The sequence below is a fragment of the Glutamicibacter endophyticus genome (genome assembly GCF_048457885.1).
Classification (GTDB): Bacteria; Actinomycetota; Actinomycetes; order Actinomycetales; family Micrococcaceae; genus Glutamicibacter; species Glutamicibacter endophyticus.
In genome coordinates this window covers 2,009,745-2,027,807 of sequence record NZ_CP174200.1, presented here as the reverse complement: position 1 = coordinate 2,027,807, position 18,063 = coordinate 2,009,745, and the positions used below count along the sequence as shown (strand labels likewise).

Annotated in this window: 14 protein-coding genes and 3 tRNA genes; 15 read left to right on the top strand and 2 right to left on the bottom strand. The window is 61.9% G+C overall.

All coding sequences use genetic code 11. The annotated features are described in order from the left end of the window. Positions 1 to 7: 7 nt before the first annotated feature. Positions 8 to 2,575 (bottom strand): aminopeptidase N, encoded by a 2,568-nt coding sequence (gene pepN / locus ACJD00_RS09455; RefSeq protein WP_418906800.1) that lies wholly within the window; start codon positions 2,573 to 2,575, stop codon positions 8 to 10. 254 nt (positions 2,576 to 2,829) lie between these two features. On the opposite strand from pepN, the gene ACJD00_RS09450 reads away from it, so the two are divergent. The 11 genes from ACJD00_RS09450 (at position 2,830) to ACJD00_RS09400 (ending at position 11,645) form a co-directional block, all read left to right on the top strand. Next, positions 2,830 to 3,303: a ribose-5-phosphate isomerase gene (locus tag ACJD00_RS09450; protein ID WP_418906799.1), complete on the top strand. Its 474-nt coding sequence runs from the start codon at positions 2,830 to 2,832 to the stop codon at positions 3,301 to 3,303. Positions 3,304 to 3,305: 2 nt separating this feature from the next. Beyond that, the gene (locus tag ACJD00_RS09445; RefSeq protein WP_418906798.1) at positions 3,306 to 4,256 is read left to right on the top strand and encodes an Fpg/Nei family DNA glycosylase; all 951 of its coding nucleotides are present in this window, start codon (positions 3,306 to 3,308) and stop codon (positions 4,254 to 4,256) included. A gap of 107 nt (positions 4,257 to 4,363) precedes the next feature. After that, positions 4,364 to 4,434, top strand: a tRNA-Gly gene (locus ACJD00_RS09440). A gap of 280 nt (positions 4,435 to 4,714) precedes the next feature. Further along, positions 4,715 to 4,789 (top strand) — tRNA-Pro (locus tag ACJD00_RS09435). A gap of 157 nt (positions 4,790 to 4,946) precedes the next feature. Then, positions 4,947 to 5,021 (top strand) — tRNA-Pro (locus ACJD00_RS09430). 88 nt (positions 5,022 to 5,109) lie between these two features. Next, complete coding sequence (tig, locus tag ACJD00_RS09425) at positions 5,110 to 6,435, top strand: trigger factor (RefSeq protein ID WP_418906797.1); 1,326 nt, start codon at positions 5,110 to 5,112, stop codon at positions 6,433 to 6,435. Between the two features lie 252 nt (positions 6,436 to 6,687). After that, positions 6,688 to 7,284: an ATP-dependent Clp protease proteolytic subunit gene (locus ACJD00_RS09420; RefSeq protein ID WP_309410434.1), complete on the top strand. Its 597-nt coding sequence runs from the start codon at positions 6,688 to 6,690 to the stop codon at positions 7,282 to 7,284. Positions 7,285 to 7,330: 46 nt separating this feature from the next. Then, positions 7,331 to 7,990, top strand: a complete 660-nt coding sequence (locus ACJD00_RS09415) for an ATP-dependent Clp protease proteolytic subunit (RefSeq protein WP_309406838.1) — start codon at positions 7,331 to 7,333, stop codon at positions 7,988 to 7,990. A 168-nt stretch (positions 7,991 to 8,158) separates the two neighbouring features. Continuing rightward, positions 8,159 to 9,451: an ATP-dependent Clp protease ATP-binding subunit ClpX gene (gene clpX / locus ACJD00_RS09410; protein WP_309406839.1), complete on the top strand. Its 1,293-nt coding sequence runs from the start codon at positions 8,159 to 8,161 to the stop codon at positions 9,449 to 9,451. A 37-nt stretch (positions 9,452 to 9,488) separates the two neighbouring features. Further along, positions 9,489 to 10,097: a DsbA family protein gene (locus ACJD00_RS09405; RefSeq protein WP_418906796.1), complete on the top strand. Its 609-nt coding sequence runs from the start codon at positions 9,489 to 9,491 to the stop codon at positions 10,095 to 10,097. Positions 10,098 to 10,649: 552 nt separating this feature from the next. Continuing rightward, positions 10,650 to 11,645, top strand: a complete 996-nt coding sequence (locus ACJD00_RS09400) for a trypsin-like serine peptidase (protein WP_418906795.1) — start codon at positions 10,650 to 10,652, stop codon at positions 11,643 to 11,645. An 89-nt stretch (positions 11,646 to 11,734) separates the two neighbouring features. Here ACJD00_RS09400 and valS read toward each other — a convergent pair whose 3' ends face one another. After that, complete coding sequence (valS, locus tag ACJD00_RS09395; RefSeq protein WP_418906794.1) at positions 11,735 to 14,356, bottom strand: valine--tRNA ligase; 2,622 nt, start codon at positions 14,354 to 14,356, stop codon at positions 11,735 to 11,737. A gap of 134 nt (positions 14,357 to 14,490) precedes the next feature. Here valS and ACJD00_RS09390 point away from each other — a divergent pair, with 134 nt between their 5' ends. The 4 genes from ACJD00_RS09390 (at position 14,491) to ACJD00_RS09375 (ending at position 17,978) form a co-directional block, all read left to right on the top strand. Next, a complete protein-coding gene (locus ACJD00_RS09390) occupies positions 14,491 to 14,988 on the top strand; it encodes a methyltransferase family protein (protein WP_418906793.1) in 498 nt (165 codons plus the stop codon). 311 nt (positions 14,989 to 15,299) lie between these two features. Next, positions 15,300 to 16,394: a hypothetical protein gene (locus tag ACJD00_RS09385; protein ID WP_418906792.1), complete on the top strand. Its 1,095-nt coding sequence runs from the start codon at positions 15,300 to 15,302 to the stop codon at positions 16,392 to 16,394. Positions 16,395 to 16,486: 92 nt separating this feature from the next. Beyond that, positions 16,487 to 17,251, top strand: a complete 765-nt coding sequence (locus tag ACJD00_RS09380) for an SDR family oxidoreductase (RefSeq protein WP_418906791.1) — start codon at positions 16,487 to 16,489, stop codon at positions 17,249 to 17,251. Between the two features lie 19 nt (positions 17,252 to 17,270). Next, positions 17,271 to 17,978, top strand: a complete 708-nt coding sequence (locus ACJD00_RS09375; protein WP_418906790.1) for a sirohydrochlorin chelatase — start codon at positions 17,271 to 17,273, stop codon at positions 17,976 to 17,978. Positions 17,979 to 18,063: the final 85 nt, after the last annotated feature.

Genomic DNA, 18,063 nt, shown 5'->3' with positions numbered 1-18,063 from the left:
CCGAACCCTAGGCCTGGCTGCCCTGGGTGACGCGGGACTGGTCGGCTTCCTGAGCGGCGAGCGAACGCACCACGTCCGCGCGGGCTTCGACGAGTAGTCGGCGCAGTGCCTGATGCCGGTCGCCGAGTTCTTGCAGGAACGCGTCGGTGGCTTCGAGTACCGCCGCGCTGGCCACGCTGCCGGGGTAGAGGCCGATGACAATCTGCTTGGCCATCTCGTGGGAGAAGGTCTCCCAGGTGGGGATCAGCAGCGCGAAGTAGCGTTCGGCAAAGCCGGAGATCAGCGAGTCATCGTGGGCCTTGGAGAACCCGGCGATCACCGCCTGCTGCTGGTCATTGGACAGGGTTCCCGAGGTAGCCAGTGCGAAGGCCTCCTCCTTGATGGCCGCTACCGGCTGTGCAGCCCACGCGGTGTACCAGCTGGCCTTGCCCTTGGCCGTATCGTCCGCTGCCAAGGAAGCCGCCAAGGACTGCTCGTCCATTCGTCCACCGGCCGAGAGCGCAATATCCAGCGCCCACTTAAGATCGGTGTCGAGCACCAGGCCGGGCAGGCTGTGGGCGCCAGAGCGCAGGTCCGCCACCCGATCCAGCTGTTCGGCCGTGCGTGAACGTGCGGCGAAGGCGCGCACGAACTGCAACTGGGCGTCGGAGCCCGCCTCGGCGGCAGAAGCCAGTTCCCAGAGTCGCTCGGCGCTGGTTGCGGCCAGCTCGGTGGCATGCTCACGGGAGACGTAGTGATCCAGGGCGGTGCTCAGCTGGCGCAGCAGCACCATGATCACCGAAGAATCAGCCTCATGTCCCACATTGTTCAGCAGCAACTGCACGTAGTCACTGGCCGCGGTCTCGGCGTCGCGCACCGCATCCCAGGCGGCGCTCCAGACGAGGGTGCGCGGTAGCGAGTCGGCGAAGGACTTTAGATGTTCGGTGGCGGTGGCCAGCGACTGCTCGTCGAGACGAATCTTCGCGTAGGTGAGGTCGTCGTCGTTCAGGAGCACCAACGCCGGGCGGGCGCGGCCCACGAGTGCCGGGACCTCGGTCAGTTCCCCGTCGATGTCGAGCTCTTCACGGTGGGTGCGTACCAAAGTGCCGGATGCGTCGAGGTCATAGAAGCCCACCGCGAGACGGTGGCGGCGCAGCGTGGGGTAGTCGGCGGCGGCTTGCTGCACGATGGCGAAGTCGGTGATCTTTCCGTCCTGGTCCGCGGCGATGCGGGCGGTGAGCGTGTTGACTCCGGCAGTTTCGAGCCATTCGGCGCCCCAGTGGCTCAGGTCGCGTCCGCTGGCGGCCTCCAGCTCACGCAGCAGGTCGGGCAGTTCGGTGTTGGACCAGGCGTGCTTGGCGAAGTACGCACGCACTCCGGCCATGAATTCTTCTTGGCCCACGAAGGCCACGAGCTGGCGCAGGACCGAGGCGCCCTTGGCATAGGTGATGCCGTCGAAGTTGACCTCGACGTCTTCCAGATCGTTGATCGGAGCGACGATCGGGTGGGTGCTGGGCAGCTGATCCTGGCGGTAGGCCCAGTTCTTCTCCAGCATGTTGAAGGTGGTCCAGGAGCTGGTGAACTCGGTGTTCTGCGCGGCCGCCAGGGTAGACATGAATTCGGCGAAGGACTCGTTGAGCCACAGGTCATTCCACCACTTCATGGTGACAAGGTCGCCGAACCACATATGTGCCAGTTCGTGCAAAATCGTGATGGCGCGGCGCTCGACCATTGCGTGAGTCGGGCGCGAGCGGAAGACGTATTCCTCGAGGAAGGTCACCGCGCCGGCGTTCTCCATGGCACCGGCGTTGAACTCCGGTACGAAAAGCTGATCGTACTTTTCGAAGGGGTACGGGGTGCCGAAGTTCTTCTCGAAGAATTCGAATCCCTGGCGCGTGATCTTCACGATCTCATCGGCGTCGAGGTGCTGCATGAGCGACGAGCGGGCGAAGACGCCCAGTTCGATGGTGCGCCCATCGCTGGAGGTCAACGAGTCGCGTACCGCCTGGTAGGGGCCGGCGATGAGGGCCGTGACGTAGCAGGACATGCGCTGGGTCGGGGCGAAGTCCCAGCGCTTGGCCTCGCCGACCTCGCTCGGCTGCGGCGTCGGCGAATTGGACACGACGTTCCAGTGAGCCGGGGCGGTGACGCTGAATTGGTAGGTAGCCTTCAGATCCGGCTGCTCGAAAACGGCGAACATGCGACGGGCGTCGGCCACCTCAAACTGGGTGTAGAGGTAAACCTCGTTATCGACCGGGTCGACGAAGCGGTGCAAACCTTCGCCGGTGTTCATGTAGCGGGCATCGGCGTCGATGACCAGCACGTTGTCGGCCGCGAGGTTGGGCAACTGGATGCGGATCCCATCGTTGATGGCAGCGACGTCGAGTTCCTGCCCGTTGAGGGTTACCGAGCGTACGGTGTCGGTGACCGCATCGATGAAGCTGCTGGCCCCAGCGGTGGCGGAGAAACGTACCGTGGTCTTGGAGGTGAACACGCGCTCGCCGCGGGTCAAATCGAGTTCGACGTGGTAACTCTCGACCGAGATGATCGAGGCACGCTCTTGGGCCTCGGCGCGGGTGAGATTCATTCCAGGCATGATGCTCCGGCTTCCTGCGGGGGACCCGCACTAGTTGTGAAACAAATATTGAATATCACTGCAATTGTGGCATGGAGAACCCCATCGCGCGCAAGTGCCTCGACATAGATTCTTCTGCCCGTGCCATCAGCGCGCCATCGCGGGCGCCTAAGTGTCCGAGTACTGGACCGGTGATGAGCGCGAGACGCCTCAAACTCGCTAGAGTAGAACGGTCACTGATTGGCCGTCTTCTCCTTATGAAATGGGGCAACCACATGCGCGTGCATATCGCGACCGACCACGCAGGTCTCGAGCTTTCCGACTACCTGATCAAGCACCTCACCGCCAAGGGCTACGAGATGGTCAACCACGGCCCAACCTCCTATGACCCGGAAGACGACTACCCGGCCTTCTGCCTGAACGCCGCCAAGGCTGTTGTCGCCGATCAGCGCGCCGGAGTCGAAGCGCTCGGAATCGTGCTCGGCGGTTCGGGCAACGGTGAGCAGATCGCGGCCAACAAGGTCGAAGGAGTGCGCGCGGCACTGGCATGGAATCTGGATACCGCAAAGCTGGCCCGCGAACACAACGACGCGAATGTCATTGCCGTCGGTGGTCGCCAGCACAGCGTGGAAGAAGCCGCCGAACTGATCGAGGCCTTCCTGGCCGAGCCATTTAGCGGTGCCGAGCGCCATGCGCGCCGCATCGGCAAGATCGCGACCTACGAAACCACCGGCGAGATCGTCGACTAACCGTGCCCGAAGGACATTCCCTACATCGCCTCGCCCGCCAGATGGATGACGTCTTCGGCGGGCAGGCGGTGGCAGTCAGCTCCCCGCAGGGGCGCTTTGCCCTCGACGCCGCCCGGATCGATGGCCATGTGCTCGAATCCGCCTTCGCCAAGGGCAAGCAACTCTTCTGCCACTTCTCCAACGACCTGTACCTCCGTGTGCACCTTGGGCTGTATGGCGCGTTCGACTTCGGCGGTGACGAGTACTTCCGGGGCGCCTCGTCCATCGGTGCGCCGCGTCGGGTGGGGGAGCGCGAAAGTTCACAGAGCGCGGCACCCGAGCGCTACACCGGGCCGCCCGAACCGGTCGGTGCGGTGCGTGCACGCGTGGTCTCGGAGCACGGATGGGCCGATTTGCGTGGGCCGACCGCCTGCGAGGTGCTCGAGCACGATCAGGTGCAACGGCAGCTGGCCAAGCTTGGGCCCGACCCGCTCGTTGCGGCCGCGGCGCGCTTCGATGCCGCTAAGGGACGTGCGATTCTCCAGGAGCCACAAGCCCTGTTGGAGGCTGGCCTTACGGAGTTCAAAGCCAAGCTAGCGCGCACGCGTACCCCGATTGGCACCGCGCTGATGAACCAGGAGCTGATTAGCGGGGTAGGAAACATCTACCGTGCCGAGGTGCTCTTTCGCCAGAGGCTCGACCCGCAGCAACCCGCCAACGACATTTCGGCGCGAAAATTACGCGCCCTGTGGTTTGACCTTGTTGCACTCATGGAGGACGGGGTGCGCCAGGGAAAGATCATCACCACCGAGGAAGCGGATCGGGAGCCAGGCCTGCCGTTATGGCCGGATAACGCTTATTACGTCTATCAGCGTCAGGGGCACCAATGCCGCCGTTGTACCGCACAGGTGAGTTTGGCCGAAGTCGCCGGGCGCAAGCTGTACTGGTGCCCGCGCTGCCAGCGCCGCCGCTAGGACCAATGGCGCTCACGCTCAGCAACTGCAGGGGGAACCCGTCGATTTGCACGGCGTGAGCGACATGGTCTAAACTGAATCTCGTTCGCGGTTCAGGCCGCTGACATGGGGATGTAGCTTAATGGTAAAGCCTTAGTCTTCCAAACTAATGACGCGGGTTCGATTCCCGTCATCCCCTCCGAAGGCATCGTCAGAGATGCTTGAAGGCCCGGAAGTTTTCACTTCCGGGCCTTTTGCTTTAACCGTCGTCTGACCCCTAGTGGTGCCGTAGGACGAGGTCGGATGGCCCATACAGTGAGGCGTACATTACACAATCGCGCCATGAAGCGGTTCAGTTTTGAAATGTGCGCGGTGACGTGTAAGTTAGATGCTTGTGACCAGGCGGGATGACTCGCTGGAAACAGGTCACAACAACTACCGAACTATTTCGTGAATATTTTGATTCACTAGGTATTTCGCGGGGTGTAGCTCAGCTTGGCTAGAGCGCGCGCTTTGGGAGCGTGAGGTCGCAGGTTCGAATCCTGTCACCCCGACACATGCGAGGTTCTCGTTGGTTTCTCGAGGAGGCCATCGCATGGGCTTGACCCACAGCCTAAGGGGTCACCGGCTTGGACGCGGTCCGCGGATCATCGTCTGGCCACAACGATTAGTGGATGCAGGAGAGCGCAGGTTAGACTGTTCACTGCTAATCGGGGTGTAGCTCAGCTTGGCTAGAGCGCGCGCTTTGGGAGCGTGAGGTCGCAGGTTCGAATCCTGTCACCCCGACTCTGGAGAACAACCCCGCAACACCACGATGTTGCGGGGTTTTTTGCAGATTAGACCTAATTATTAGACAACCCAGGAGTACAAGGCTGTGAAGAGCGCCGTTGAAAACCTGAACCCGACTCGGGTTAAGCTCACCGTCGAGGTTCCGTACGAGGAGCTGAAGCCGCGCATCGACGAGGCATACAAGACCATCGCGCAGCAGATTCAGGTGCCGGGCTTCCGTAAGGGCAAGGTTCCTTCCCGCCTGATCGATCAGCGCGTCGGCCGCGGCTACGTCATTGAGACCGCCGTGAACGAGGGTCTGAATGAGTACTACCAGAAGGCCATGGTCGAGAACGAGCTGACCCCGCTCTCGCGCCCTGAGGTGGATATCACCGAACTGCCTTCCCTGGAGAACGTCGGCGAGGGCCAGCTGGTCTTCACCCTCGAGGTGGACATCCGCCCGAAGGTTGAACTGCCGGACTACAAGGGCATCGAGGTCACCGTCGAGGCTAAGGAAGTTGCCGACGAGGACATCGAGAAGGCTCTGGACGACCTGCGCGGTCGCTTCGGCACCCTGAAGGAGGTTGAGGCTCCGGCCGCAGCCGATTCCTTCGTGACCATCGACCTGACCGCCACTGTTGATGGCGAAGAGGTTGACTCGGCTCAGGGTCTGTCCTACCAGATCGGTTCGGGCAACATGCTCGAGGGCATGGACGAGGCACTGACCGGCCTGACCGCCGGCGAGGACGCCACCTTCGAGACCACCCTGGCAGGCGGCGAGCACGCCGGTCAGTCGGCCACCGTCAAGGTTGTCGTCACCGCCGTGAAGCAGCGCGAACTGCCAGAGGCCAACGATGACTTCGCTCAGCTGGCCTCCGAGTTCGACACCATCGCCGAACTGCGCGAGTCGCTGTCCAAGGACGCCGCCGAGGGCAAGGTCGTCGAGCAGGGCGTCGAGGCCCGCGAACTGGTGCTGGACAAGCTCCTCGAGCTGGTTGAGGTTCCGGTTCCGGCTGGCGTCATCGACGAGCAGATCGAGCAGCACTTCGACAACCCGCAGGCCGAAGCAGACCACGACACCGAAGAGCACCGCACCGAGGTTCGCCAGAACACCGAGCGTGCCTTCAAGAACGAGATCGTGCTGGACGCCGTCGCCGAGGCCGAAGAGGTTGGCGTCGAGCAGTCCGAGCTGATCGACTACATCGTGCAGACCGCCGGTCAGTACGGCATGGATCCGAACCAGTTCGCCCAGATGCTCGACGGTGCCGGCCAGGTGCCGATGCTGCTCGGCGAGGTGCGTCGCCGCAAGGCACTGGCCAAGGTCCTCGAGTACGCCGTGGTCACCGACTCCAACGGTGCCACCGTTGACCTGAGCTCCTTCGTGAAGCCAGCCGGTGAAGAGGAAGTTGCCGAAGAGGTCGCCGCCGAGTAGTCACCGACACTCACATAACAGAAGTCGCCGGAACCCCCGCACAGCGCGGGTGGGCCGGCGACTTTTGTCGTTCGCCCTCGGCGCACTCATGCGCCGTGAGCGAAAACCGGGCATGAAACGCCCCAAGGGCCAGTTGAAATCAGTAATCTCAAAGTAACCACTCGAAGTTGCGGCTCCGCCGGGAGCTGCACGATCCGATCTACACGTTTGGAAGAGGTAGAGAACATGCCACATGATTCGCGCACTCCCACCATGGCTACCGTCGAAGCAGCCAGCCGTGAGGACTACATCTACAACCGGCTGCTCAAGGAGCGCATCATTTGGCTGGGCTCCGAGGTCCGCGACGAGAACGCCAATGCCATCTGCTCGCAGCTGCTGTTGCTTTCCGCAGAGGACCCGGAGAAGGACATCTACCTGTACATCAACTCGCCGGGTGGTTCGATCACCGCGGGCATGGCCATCTACGACACCATGAAGTTCATTCCGAACGATGTGGTGACCGTGGCAACCGGTCTGGCAGCTTCCATGGGGCAGTTCCTGCTCTCCTCGGGTACTCCGGGCAAGCGTTTCGCGACCCCGAACGCTCGTATTCTGATGCACCAGCCATCCGGTGGTATCGGCGGTACGGCCTCGGACATCAAGATCCAGGCCGAACTGATCATGCACATGAAGAAGGTTATGAGCGAGCTGACCGCGGAGCAGACCGGCCAGACCGTCGAGCAGATTCTGTTGGATAACCAGCGCGATAAGTGGTTCACCGCGGAGGAAGGCCTGGAATACGGCTTCTTTGACCAGATTGCCCAGCATGCCGGTTCGGTGACCGGTGGCGGCGGAGTCGGCAACAAGTAACAACCGCCTGCACCCACCACCGAACGCAGAATTTCAAGGAGAAATCATGTACTTCAATCAGGAAGCCACCGCCGGCGCAATGCCCTCCGCACGCTACATCCTGCCGCAGTTTGAGGAGCGTACCCCGTACGGTTTCAAGCGCCAGGACCCCTACGCGAAGCTCTTCGAAGATCGCATCATCTTCCTCGGAGCCCAGGTTGATGACGCCTCGGCAGATGACGTCATGGCTCAGCTGTTGGTGCTCGAATCCATGGACCCGGAGCGCGATGTCACCCTGTACATCAACTCGCCCGGTGGCTCGTTCACCGCGATGACGGCTATCTACGACACCATCCAGTTCATCCGTCCAGAGGTGCAGACGGTCTGCCTCGGTCAGGCAGCTTCGGCCGCCGCCGTGCTCTTGGCCGCCGGCACCCCGGGCAAGCGTCTGGCCCTGCCGAACGCCCGCGTGCTGATCCACCAGCCGGCTATGGGTGGCGGCGAACGTGGTACGGCAACCGACCTGCAGATTCAGGCCGAAGAAGTCATGCGCATGCGCGAATGGATGGAAAAGACCATCTCCGATCACACCGGCCAGGAAGTGTCCAAGGTGGGCAATGACGTAGAGCGTGATCTGTACATGACGGCGGAAGAAGCAAAGGCCTACGGCATCGTCGACGAGGTGCTGACCCCGCGTAAGTTGAACCGCGCGCAGCTGGGCCACTAGGCACGATTAGCGACGCACACGCTGTCGAGTAGCTGATTGCCGGCAACCTGCGACCCCGTGATGGGGCGCGCGGGTTGTCGGCTTCATGCCATCTTCGGCTAATTTGGGGATCTCCTGATTTAGAATGAGGGGGAGTCCACGGCAATCCAACAATGGGAGATTAGTGCTATGGCACGAATGGGCGAAGGCTCGGATCTGCTGAAATGTTCTTTCTGCGGAAAGAGCCAGAAGCAAGTGAAGAAGTTGATTGCAGGCCACGGGGTCTACATCTGCACCGAGTGCATCGAACTATGCAATGAGATCATTGCCGAGGAGTTCGCCGAAGAGCAGGTCGCCGAAGACTTTACCCTCCCGAAGCCGCGCGAGATCTTCGATTCTCTCCAGGAATATGTCATCGGCCAGGAGAACGCCAAGCGCGCCTTGTCGGTGGCGGTGTACAACCACTACAAGCGCATCCACGGGTCCCCGGATAAGGCTCCTGTCGCCGCCTTGACCAATGACGATCCGCTGTCAGAGGTTGAGGTTTCCAAGTCAAATATCATGATGATCGGCCCGACGGGTTGCGGTAAGACCTATTTGGCGCAGTCTCTAGCCCGGAAACTGAACGTGCCCTTCGCCGTGGCCGACGCGACCAGCCTCACCGAGGCCGGATATGTCGGTGAAGACGTTGAGAACATTCTGCTGAAATTGATTCAGGCGGCCGACTACGACGTCAAGCGGGCCGAAACCGGCATCATCTATATCGATGAAATCGACAAGATTTCGCGCAAGAGTGAAAACCCGTCGATTACTCGCGATGTCTCCGGTGAAGGCGTGCAGCAGGCCCTGCTGAAGATCCTCGAGGGGACGGTCGCCGCGGTTCCTCCGCAGGGTGGGCGCAAGCACCCACATCAAGATTTTCTCCAGTTGGATACCACCAATATTCTCTTCATCGTTGCCGGAGCATTCGCGGGACTCGAAGAGATCATCTCGAGCCGCGCGGGCCGAAAGGGCATTGGATTCGGGGCGCCGCTCACCGCCATCAAATCCGAGACCCCTTCGTACTCCGATGTGCGTCCCGAAGACCTTTTGAAGTTTGGTTTGATCCCAGAATTCATTGGTCGTCTTCCGGTGATCACCACGGTCGAACATTTGGATCGCGACGCCTTGGTTCGAGTGCTCACCGAGCCGCGCAATGCCCTGGTCAAGCAGTATCAGAAGATGTTCCAGATGGACGGAGTGCAACTCTCCTTCGACGCGGGCGCCCTGGAGGCCATTGCGGAGAAGGCCATTGAACGCGAGACCGGAGCGCGCGGTTTGCGTTCCATTCTCGAAGAAACCCTCGGCGGCATCATGTTTGACCTGCCTAGCCGGGAGGACGTTGCCGAGGTTGTGATCTCGCGCGAGACCGTCCTAGAGGGCGCCGAGCCGGTTATGCTCACCCATGAGTTGGCCGCGAAGCGCAATCAGAAGTCCGCATAGTTTTCCGTCACCCTAACCCAGAAAGTAGGTCCGGTCAGTGGCCGAGCGCAAACACGTTGATTTTTGGTTCGATCCGATTTGTCCTTTCGCCTGGGCCACGAGCCGCTGGATCAAAGAGGTCCAGAAGGTTCGTGACATTGATGTCACCTGGCATGTGATGAGCCTGTCGATGCTTAACGACGGGCGTGAGCTCCCGGCTGACTACCGCGAGAAAATGGACCGTTCCTGGGGCCCGGTCCGTGTGATCACCAAGGCAATCACCGACCATGGAGCCTCGGTTACCGACGGTCTCTACACGGCCATGGGCGAGCTTTTCCATCACGAGCAGCTCGATGATCGCGCCGAGGTGATCGCCCGAGCATTGGAGCAGGTAGGGCTTCCATCAGAGCTTGCCGAGGCTGCGGATACCGACGCCTATGATGCGAAGCTGCGCGAGAGCCACGAGGCTGGTATCTCAAAGGTCGGTCAAGATGTCGGCACGCCGATCGTGGCCGTGGACGGCGTGGCCTTCTTTGGGCCGGTCATCACCCGTGTGCCCACCGGCGAGGACGCAGGACGCCTCTTTGATGCCTCGGCCGAACTCGCTTCCTTCCCGTACTTCTTTGAGCTCAAGCGCACGCGCACGGAGTCGCCGACCTTCGAGTAACCCTCGTTGGACGGCTGTTAGCCCGTCCGGTCACACTCCTACCGTCTTCGACGGTAGAGGCAGTGTGCTCGGGCGGGCATTTTCGTGCCCACACATACCAGACGGTATACCGAACTGACCATGTCACCGGGCGACTTTTACGAAGCGCTACGAAGGTCTATAAAAATTTTTCTGGATACCATCTGGTCGCACCGGCATAGCACGCCTATTTTCTTTCAGATTTTCCGCCGCCCGATTCACCTACTGGGCGGTAACTACTTTCAAAGTTGCGTGGCTCACATTTTCCTAGGTCAATCTATGAATCATCTGTTTCAGGCTCACCTTTGCGGGGTTGATGCTTGCCGTGCCGCTCGCTCACTCAGTGGTGTTGAATAATTAAGCATCACTGGATGTTCTTTTCATAACTACTTGTCACCTCAAGTTCTCATCCGCGAAATTGCTTGGAACAAAGTACTAGTGCGGTTGTGAAGTATGTGCTTGACTGTGTCCCACGAGTGCTACGGCACACAGTTTCGAGGGCGACGTAGTGGTCGCCGGATGAGGAGAACTACCGTGCAACTTGGTTCAAAGCAGAACCGATTGGCCAAGGCAGGCCGTCGCAAGTCCCTGCTGGCGGCAACCATGCTGGCAGGACTGTTGGCGGCAGGTACCGCACCCGTGGCTTCGGCCGCACCTGTGGTGGAAAACCAGCAGATCGAATCTCAGGAAATCTCGAAGAGCCAGACCGAATCGGCGCTGGACTACTGGACCCCGGAACGCATGAAGGCGGCCAAGAGCGCCGATGCGTTGACTCGCGGCAAGTCGGCTTCGAGCAATGGCGTCAAGGTGGGACAGCCCAGCAAGATCGCCGGTGAAAAGGCCGAGAAGCAGGCGATCCGCAAGGGCAAGCCGACCAAGAACAACGCTGTATCTCCGGTCTCGCACATTGGTAAGGTCTTCTTCACGCTGGGCGGCCAGGACTACGTTTGCTCGGGTAACGCCGTAGTTTCGGCCAACGAATCCACCGTCTCGACCGCCGGGCACTGCCTGAACGAGGGGCCGGGAGCCTTCGCTACGCGCTGGATCTTCGCCCCTGCCTACGAAAACGGCAACACCCCGTACGGCACCTACGCTGCCACCGAACTGGTCACCACCACGCAGTGGAGCAATGACGGGGACATCACCTACGACACCGGCTTCGCCGTGGTCTCGGACGGTAGCGGAGTGAGCCTGACCGATCGCGTTGGCGCCTCCGGCGTGGCCTTCAACCAGGCTCGCGGACTGACCTACACCGCCTTCGGCTACCCGGCAGCCTACCCGTTCACCGGTGAAACCCTGCACTCCTGCTACGGTTCGGCTACCCCCGATCCGTACGGTCAGAGCCAGTCCCAGGGCATCCCTTGCGACATGACCGGTGGTTCTTCGGGCGGCCCATGGTTCATCGGTAGCGGTTCGAACGGTTACCAGAACTCCGTGAACAGCTTCGGTTACAACGGCATCCGCAACACCATGTTTGGCCCGTACTGGGGCACTGCAATCGAGCAGGCTTACCAGGACGCACAGAACTAAGGCTGAACGCCTCCTCGACAGTCGAGTTCATTAAAGACTGATGCCCGGGTTCCCTAGGGAACTCGGGCATCAGTCTTTGCTACCTGCGGCTAGGAGGCGTCCTCGGCCGGTGCGAGCTCAACGTTGCGTACGCTCAGCTCCTCGCTCGACTCGTGCAGCGACAGCTCACGCGCATTTGCCGCCGACTTCAGGTCCTCGAAACCAGCGTTCAACTGTTCGAGCTGTGCGGCCGAACCGTGAATCTCACCGTTGAGCACCTCGGTGCGCTGCTTGACCTTCGCATCGGACTTGGCCTTGCGAATACCCGACAGGGCCAGACCCACGGTGGGTAGTACGCCTGCATCGGCACCTTCGATGGCACCGGCAAGGTGCTGTGCGCTGGGCCAGCTGGCGCGGTGCACGGAACCGGCGCGCCACCAGCCCCAAACCTCTTCGGTGGCGAAGGGCAGGAACGGGGCGAAGAGGCGCAGTACAGCGTCCAGCGTGGTGGCCAAGGTAGCCAGCGCACTAGCCTTCTCCGCCTCGCCGTGCCCACCGTAGGCACGATCCTTGACTAGTTCGACGTAGTCATCGGTGAAGGACCAGAAGAAGGATTCGGTGATATCCAAGGCTCGGGCGTAGTCATAGTTCTCGAAGGCGCGCTGGGCATCTTCGATGACCGACGAGAGCCGCACCAAGAGCGAGCGGTCCATCCCATTGACCACGGCCGAACCGTCGCCGGAGAGCACGTCGGCCTGCGTGGCCCCCAGGTTCAGTACAAACTTCGACGCATTGAGAATCTTGATCGCCAGACGGCGACCGATCTTCATCTGCGCAACCTCGTAGGCCGTATCGGCGCCGAGCTTGGCGCTGGCCGCCCAATAGCGCACCGCGTCGGCCCCAAACTGCTCCAGTACGTCATTGGGGACCACAACGTTGCCCTTGGACTTGGACATCTTCTTACGATCCGGATCGAGGATCCAGCCGGAGATAGCGGCATGCTTCCACGGGGCATTGCCGTGCAAGGCATTGGCACGCACCGCCGTGGAGAATAGCCAGGTGCGGATGATGTCGTGGCCCTGCGGGCGCAGGTCGAAGGGGTACACCTTCGAGAAGAACTCGTCGTCACGGCCCCAGCGACCCACGATCTGCGGGGTAAGCGAGCTGGTTGCCCAGGTATCGAGCACATCGGCGTCACCGATGAATCCGCCTGCCACACCGCGCTGATCCTCGATGTAACCGGCCGGAGCGTCGGCTGCCGGGTCGACCGGAAGCTGATCGAATGTTGGCAAGATCGGTGCGTCATAGTTCGGCTCGCCATGCTCGTCCACCTGGTACCACACCGGTACCGGGACGCCGAAGAAGCGTTGGCGGGAGACCAGCCAGTCACCGTTGAGACCGGACACCCAGTTTTCGTAGCGCGAGCGCATGAACGAGGGGTGGAAGTCGATCTGCTCACCGCGGGCAATCATGGTCTTGCGGCGATCCTCGTCGCGCCCGCCGTTACGGATGTACCACTGGCGTGAGGTGACGATCTCTAGGGGCTTGTCGCCCTTTTCGAAGAAGTTCACCGGGCGGGAGATTTTCTTCGGTTCGCCATCGAGCAGGTTGGCTTCGCTAAGCAGCTCGACCACGGTTTCCTTGGCGGAGAACACCGTCTTACCGGAAATCTGGGCGTAGGCCTCGGCGCCGGCAGCGCTGGTGATCCACTCGGGGGTATCAGCCAGCAGACGGCCGTCGCGGCCGATGATGGCGCGGGTTGGCAGCTGCAGTTCGCGCCACCAGGTCACGTCGGTGAGGTCACCGAAGGTACAGACCATCGCGATACCCGACCCCTTATCGGCCTGAGCCAACGGGTGGGCATGGACGGTCACCTCAACGCCGAAGAGCGGGGAAATGACGGTCTTGCCGAACAGGTGCTGGTAACGCTCGTCATCCGGGTGTGCGACCAAGGCGGCGCAGGCGGCCAGCAGCTCGGGGCGGGTGGTCTCGATGAAGACCTGTTCGCCCTCGGCGGTGCTGAACGGGTAACGGTAGTAAGCGCCGGGCATCTCGCGGTCTTCGAGTTCAGCCTGGGCGACCGCGGTGCGGAAAGTGACATCCCACAGGGTCGGGGCCTCGGCCATGTAGGCGTCGCCGTCGGCCAGATTCTGCAAGAAGGCGCGCTGTGAGACCGCACGCGAGGTGTCGTCGATGGTCCGGTAGGTCATATTCCAGTCAACGGACAGACCCAGTGTGGTGAAGAGCTGTTCGAAGACCTTCTCGTCTTCGACGGCCAGTTCTTCGCAGAGCTCGATGAAGTTCTTACGGCCAATAACGTCCCAGTCACGCTGGTTCTTCGCGGGCTTCTCCGGCGGGCGGTAGCCTTCGATGTACGGCTTGGTCGGATCGCAGCGCACGCCGTAGTAGTTCTGGACGCGGCGTTCGGTAGGAAGTCCGTTGTCATCCCAGCCCAACGGGTAGAACACGTTCTTACCGCTCATGCGCTGGTAGCGCGCCAACACGTCGGTCTGGGTGTAGGAGAACATGTGGCCCACGTGCAACGAGCCGGATGCCGTTGGTGGGGGAGTATCGATGGAGTACACCGCTTCGCGGGTGGTGTCCTCGTTGAAGTGATAGGTGCCCTCGGTGCGCCACCGGGACGAAAGACGTTCCTCGAGGCCTTCCAATGCGGGCTTGTCGGGAACCGAAACCGTGACGGGCGTGTCTGTGCCCAAGTTTTCTTCTGCCATACACATATTCTTTCATGTTTTCGACCCCCACCTCACCACCGGGATCCGGCGGTCAGTGAGGAAAGCGCCACACGCTCGAACGCTGATCGATGCTTCCGTTAACAAGGCGCCTGTGGCGGCGTAGCATCACAGATATGGGTATCGTCACGGCACCTCGCATACCGCCGCCGGCCGTGGCGGCCGGGGCGTTGCTCGCGCAGTATTTACTGACGCGACCGGCGCCCGGCGGAATAGTGCGCCGAGCCTTCGCAGTCGGCCTTCTGGGTGCTGGAGTGACACTCGGTGCGCTGAGCGAACGCCGATTCCGTGCCGCGCGCACCACCGTGAATCCGCTTCATCCAGAGCGTGGCACGCAGCTGGTTGCAGATGGCCCCTATGCCATCTCGCGCAACCCGATGTATTTGGGTTTGGTATGTTCCGTCGCGGCCCACGGACTATGGCGAGGAGGGTTACTGGCACAGGTGCCCACCGCCCTACTGGCCGAATGGCTGGATCGGGCGCAGATTCCCGCCGAGGAGCAAGCTTTGCGGTCCTTGCACGGAAGAAGCTATGTCGAGTACTGCCGGCGCGTGCCGCGTTGGATTAGTTCCGGGTGCGCCAACATTCCGTGCGGAGCTGAGGCGGATCGCTAGGATGGGGCCATGAAGCCCCTATCTCACGCGACCGAAACGCCGCGCCTGCGACCTGACATGCTCAAACATCCCGAGTCACCGGTGTGGGGACGGGCTGTAGTCGAGGACTCACACCCACGCGGGGAGCATGGATATGCGGCAGGCGATCACCGCAGTGTGTGTGATTGGGTGTCGGTGAAGGGCGTGGAGACAGACCCGCATCAGGCACGGCACTGCCGCGTGGCCGAGACCAGCACCCACGTTACTCGTGCTGCCGGTAGCCCCTGGTGCGTTGGGGCCCGGGCATGAACAGGGTGCCACGGCAAGGTCTATTGAAAACAATCAGCTGGCTTGTCCCCGCGGTGCAGCGACAGCGATTTATCGCCCACTGGAAGGCGGCGGCGCCGCCTGCTGGCAGCGGTGGCTTCGCCCAATTCACGCTCCTATGCCGGGCGTTGTTCGCGGCCCTGACCCTTGACCGGGTGCGCCCGATCTACCCCGGGGCGGAACTAGAGCGCTGGGCAACGCGCCGTGTGTGGCGGACCGCGGCACTAGCCGCCGCCCTCCTGCCATGGGGATTTATCTTTGTGCTTTTTGGAGGGTTCGATCTTGAACCGGCCACACTCGCGAACGGCCAACAGCTGTTCTCGGTGGCGGCGCTCATTGGTCGGATACTGGCACTACTCGGTGCCGCGTTCCTGGTTGTCGGGGCAGCCCAGATCATGTTCTACCGGCTGGGCCGTACCCGGGTTAGATTGCCGCTACCCACTTGGGCCGCGGTTCTAGTGTTCGTCGGGGTGATCGTCCTGCTTACGGCATACACGGCGGTGGGGTACGGGGTGGTCGCGCTGTGCGCGATTGGTGTGTTGTTCGGTAGCCTCACCGCGCAGCGGCCACCACGTCACGCGGTGATTTTGCGGACTGGTGCGCAACTCCGTGGGGGCCTGCTGCTGGTGCTACTGAGCATTGGTGTTTCAGCCGTGGGCTTGCTTCATGTATTGCGCTGGAATCCGCAGGCCAAGGTGCCGAGCCTGAGTCTGGATCAGATCTACACACAGTTATACGCGGCCGGGGAGCGTTCGGGCACGATGGAGATGTTCATTTGGGCCGGTTGCTGGCCGGTGTGTGCCGCGCTCGTGGCGATCGGTGCGGTATGCCGCTGGCGCGTCGCGCCCGGTACGAGTCGGGGCTGGCTCATCGCCGGCGGGCTATTGATTGGCGCCCAAGTGTTCTTCCTCTGGTTTGCGAGTTTCGCGATGAGCATGGGCTTGGCCGATGCCTTTGGTACCAGCGGGGCCGATGCAGTACCAGCAGGGTATTTCCTTACTTTGTGCGGCACGGCCGCGCTGTCCGTAGCCGGGTATCTGTCTTGGGCCCCACCGCCACCACGCCGTTCCGTATCGGCAGGTAAACCGCTTGCCAGTTGAACCCGAAGCCCGCAGCCGGCACCGCGGTGACGCGGCTCGGTAAAGGCTTCATAACCTAACGCAGGGCTGTGACAAGGTTCTACAGTGGGAACATGACTATCGACGCCTCCACCTCAAAGTCACGTTCCGCCCTCGTCACCGGGGCCTCTAGCGGCATTGGCCAAGCCATCGTTCGCGCGCTTCGCGCCGACGGCTGGACCGTTTACGCCGTAGCTCGACGCGCCGAACGGCTGCACGCGCTGGCCGAGGAAACCGGTGCGGTGCCCCTGACCGCCGACGTAAGCGTGCAATCCGACATCGACGAGCTTCTCGCCGGACTCCAAGAGGGTCCCGGCGTGGACACTCTCGTGAACTGTGCCGGAGGGGCGCGCGGCACCGACTACCTAGCCGAGGCCAAGGACGCGGACTGGGAGTTCATGTTCCAGGCCAATGTGATGGGCACGATGCGTCTAACTCGTGCGCTCCTTCCGCAGTTGCGCGCCACTCAAGGCACCATCCTGAACGTGACCTCCACCGCCGCCCTAGCCAGCTATGAAGGAGGCAGCGGCTACAACGCGGCGAAATCGGCCCAGCGGGCACTGACCCAAGCACTGCGTCTGGAGGAGGTAGAGCACGGAATCCGCGTCATCGAGGTGCTGCCCGGACTGGTGCAAACCGAAGAATTCGCCCTTCGACGTCTCGGGGATGCTTCAGCCGCCGCCAAGGTCTATGCCGGCGTGGACGAGCCGTTGCTGGCCGAGGATGTGGCCGAGGTAATCCGCTATGCAGTTTCGCTGCCACACCATGTGAATCTCGACGAGATCGTCATCCGTCCGCAAGCCCAAGCAGCCAATCACAAGCTTGTGCGCAAGCACTAGTCAGTAAGGGAACCCGCCGATGCAAACCGTGCACATTATCGCCGCCAGCCACGGAACCGACAGCCAGATTGGCCAAGCGCAGATCAACGAACTGCGCGAACAAATCGCCACGACCTTCCCGGTCCCCGACGGGATCGACCTGCGCTGGCATGAGGCCTACGTAGACGTGCAACAACCACGCCTACCCGAGGTGCTCGATGCGCTCCCGCGCGAAGAAGCGGTGGTCCTCGTGCCCCTGCTGGTCGCCGACGGCTTTCACACCACCGAGGACTTCGCGCAGGCCGCCGCCAGCCACCCGCGTGCCGTGGTGGCCGGAGTGCTGGCCACCGGGACCGAACTGGTCCGAGTGCTCGCCGACCGTGCCGCCGCGCATCTCGAGCAGGCAGAGACCGTGGTGTTGGCCGCCGCAGGCACCCGGATGCGCATTGGGCAAGAACAGATTCAAACGCTCGCGCAGCGTCTCGGGGAGGAACTGAACCGCGAGGTGGCGGTGGCCTATTGCGCCGGCGCCAAGCCCGAAGCCGGGGAGATGGTGCGCGCGGCGGCAGGGGAGAAGGTCTTGCTGCTTAGCGTCCTGCTGGCGGAGGGATACTTCCAAAACAAGTTGCGCAGCACGGATGCATGGGTTGTGACAAGTCCCCTGTTACCTGACGCAAACATTGCGCAATGTTTCGCCGAAAGGGCCCAGCAGGCCCTCGCAAGGGTGCTCTTAGATGACGAAAAATGACGATGTTGACCAGTGCGAAGTAATCGGGCTCTAGAAGTCCTTTGGGCTTGGTTTGCCTCCGGGGTGGGCGCCTACGCTGGCAGAC

Excerpts from the sequence above, each read along its gene's own strand:
- ACJD00_RS09390 (WP_418906793.1), top strand. The coding sequence starts at position 14,491 with ATGGGTATCGTCACGGCACCTCGCATACCGCCGCCGGCCGTGGCGGCC.
- clpX (WP_309406839.1), top strand. The coding sequence starts at position 8,159 with ATGGCACGAATGGGCGAAGGCTCGGATCTGCTGAAATGTTCTTTCTGC.
- ACJD00_RS09375 (WP_418906790.1), top strand. The coding sequence starts at position 17,271 with ATGCAAACCGTGCACATTATCGCCGCCAGCCACGGAACCGACAGCCAG.
- ACJD00_RS09415 (WP_309406838.1), top strand. The coding sequence starts at position 7,331 with ATGTACTTCAATCAGGAAGCCACCGCCGGCGCAATGCCCTCCGCACGC.
- ACJD00_RS09420 (WP_309410434.1), top strand. The coding sequence starts at position 6,688 with ATGGCTACCGTCGAAGCAGCCAGCCGTGAGGACTACATCTACAACCGG.
- pepN (WP_418906800.1), bottom strand. The coding sequence starts at position 2,575 with ATGCCTGGAATGAATCTCACCCGCGCCGAGGCCCAAGAGCGTGCCTCG.
- valS (WP_418906794.1), bottom strand. The coding sequence starts at position 14,356 with ATGGCAGAAGAAAACTTGGGCACAGACACGCCCGTCACGGTTTCGGTT.
- ACJD00_RS09380 (WP_418906791.1), top strand. The coding sequence starts at position 16,487 with ATGACTATCGACGCCTCCACCTCAAAGTCACGTTCCGCCCTCGTCACC.
- ACJD00_RS09450 (WP_418906799.1), top strand. The coding sequence starts at position 2,830 with ATGCGCGTGCATATCGCGACCGACCACGCAGGTCTCGAGCTTTCCGAC.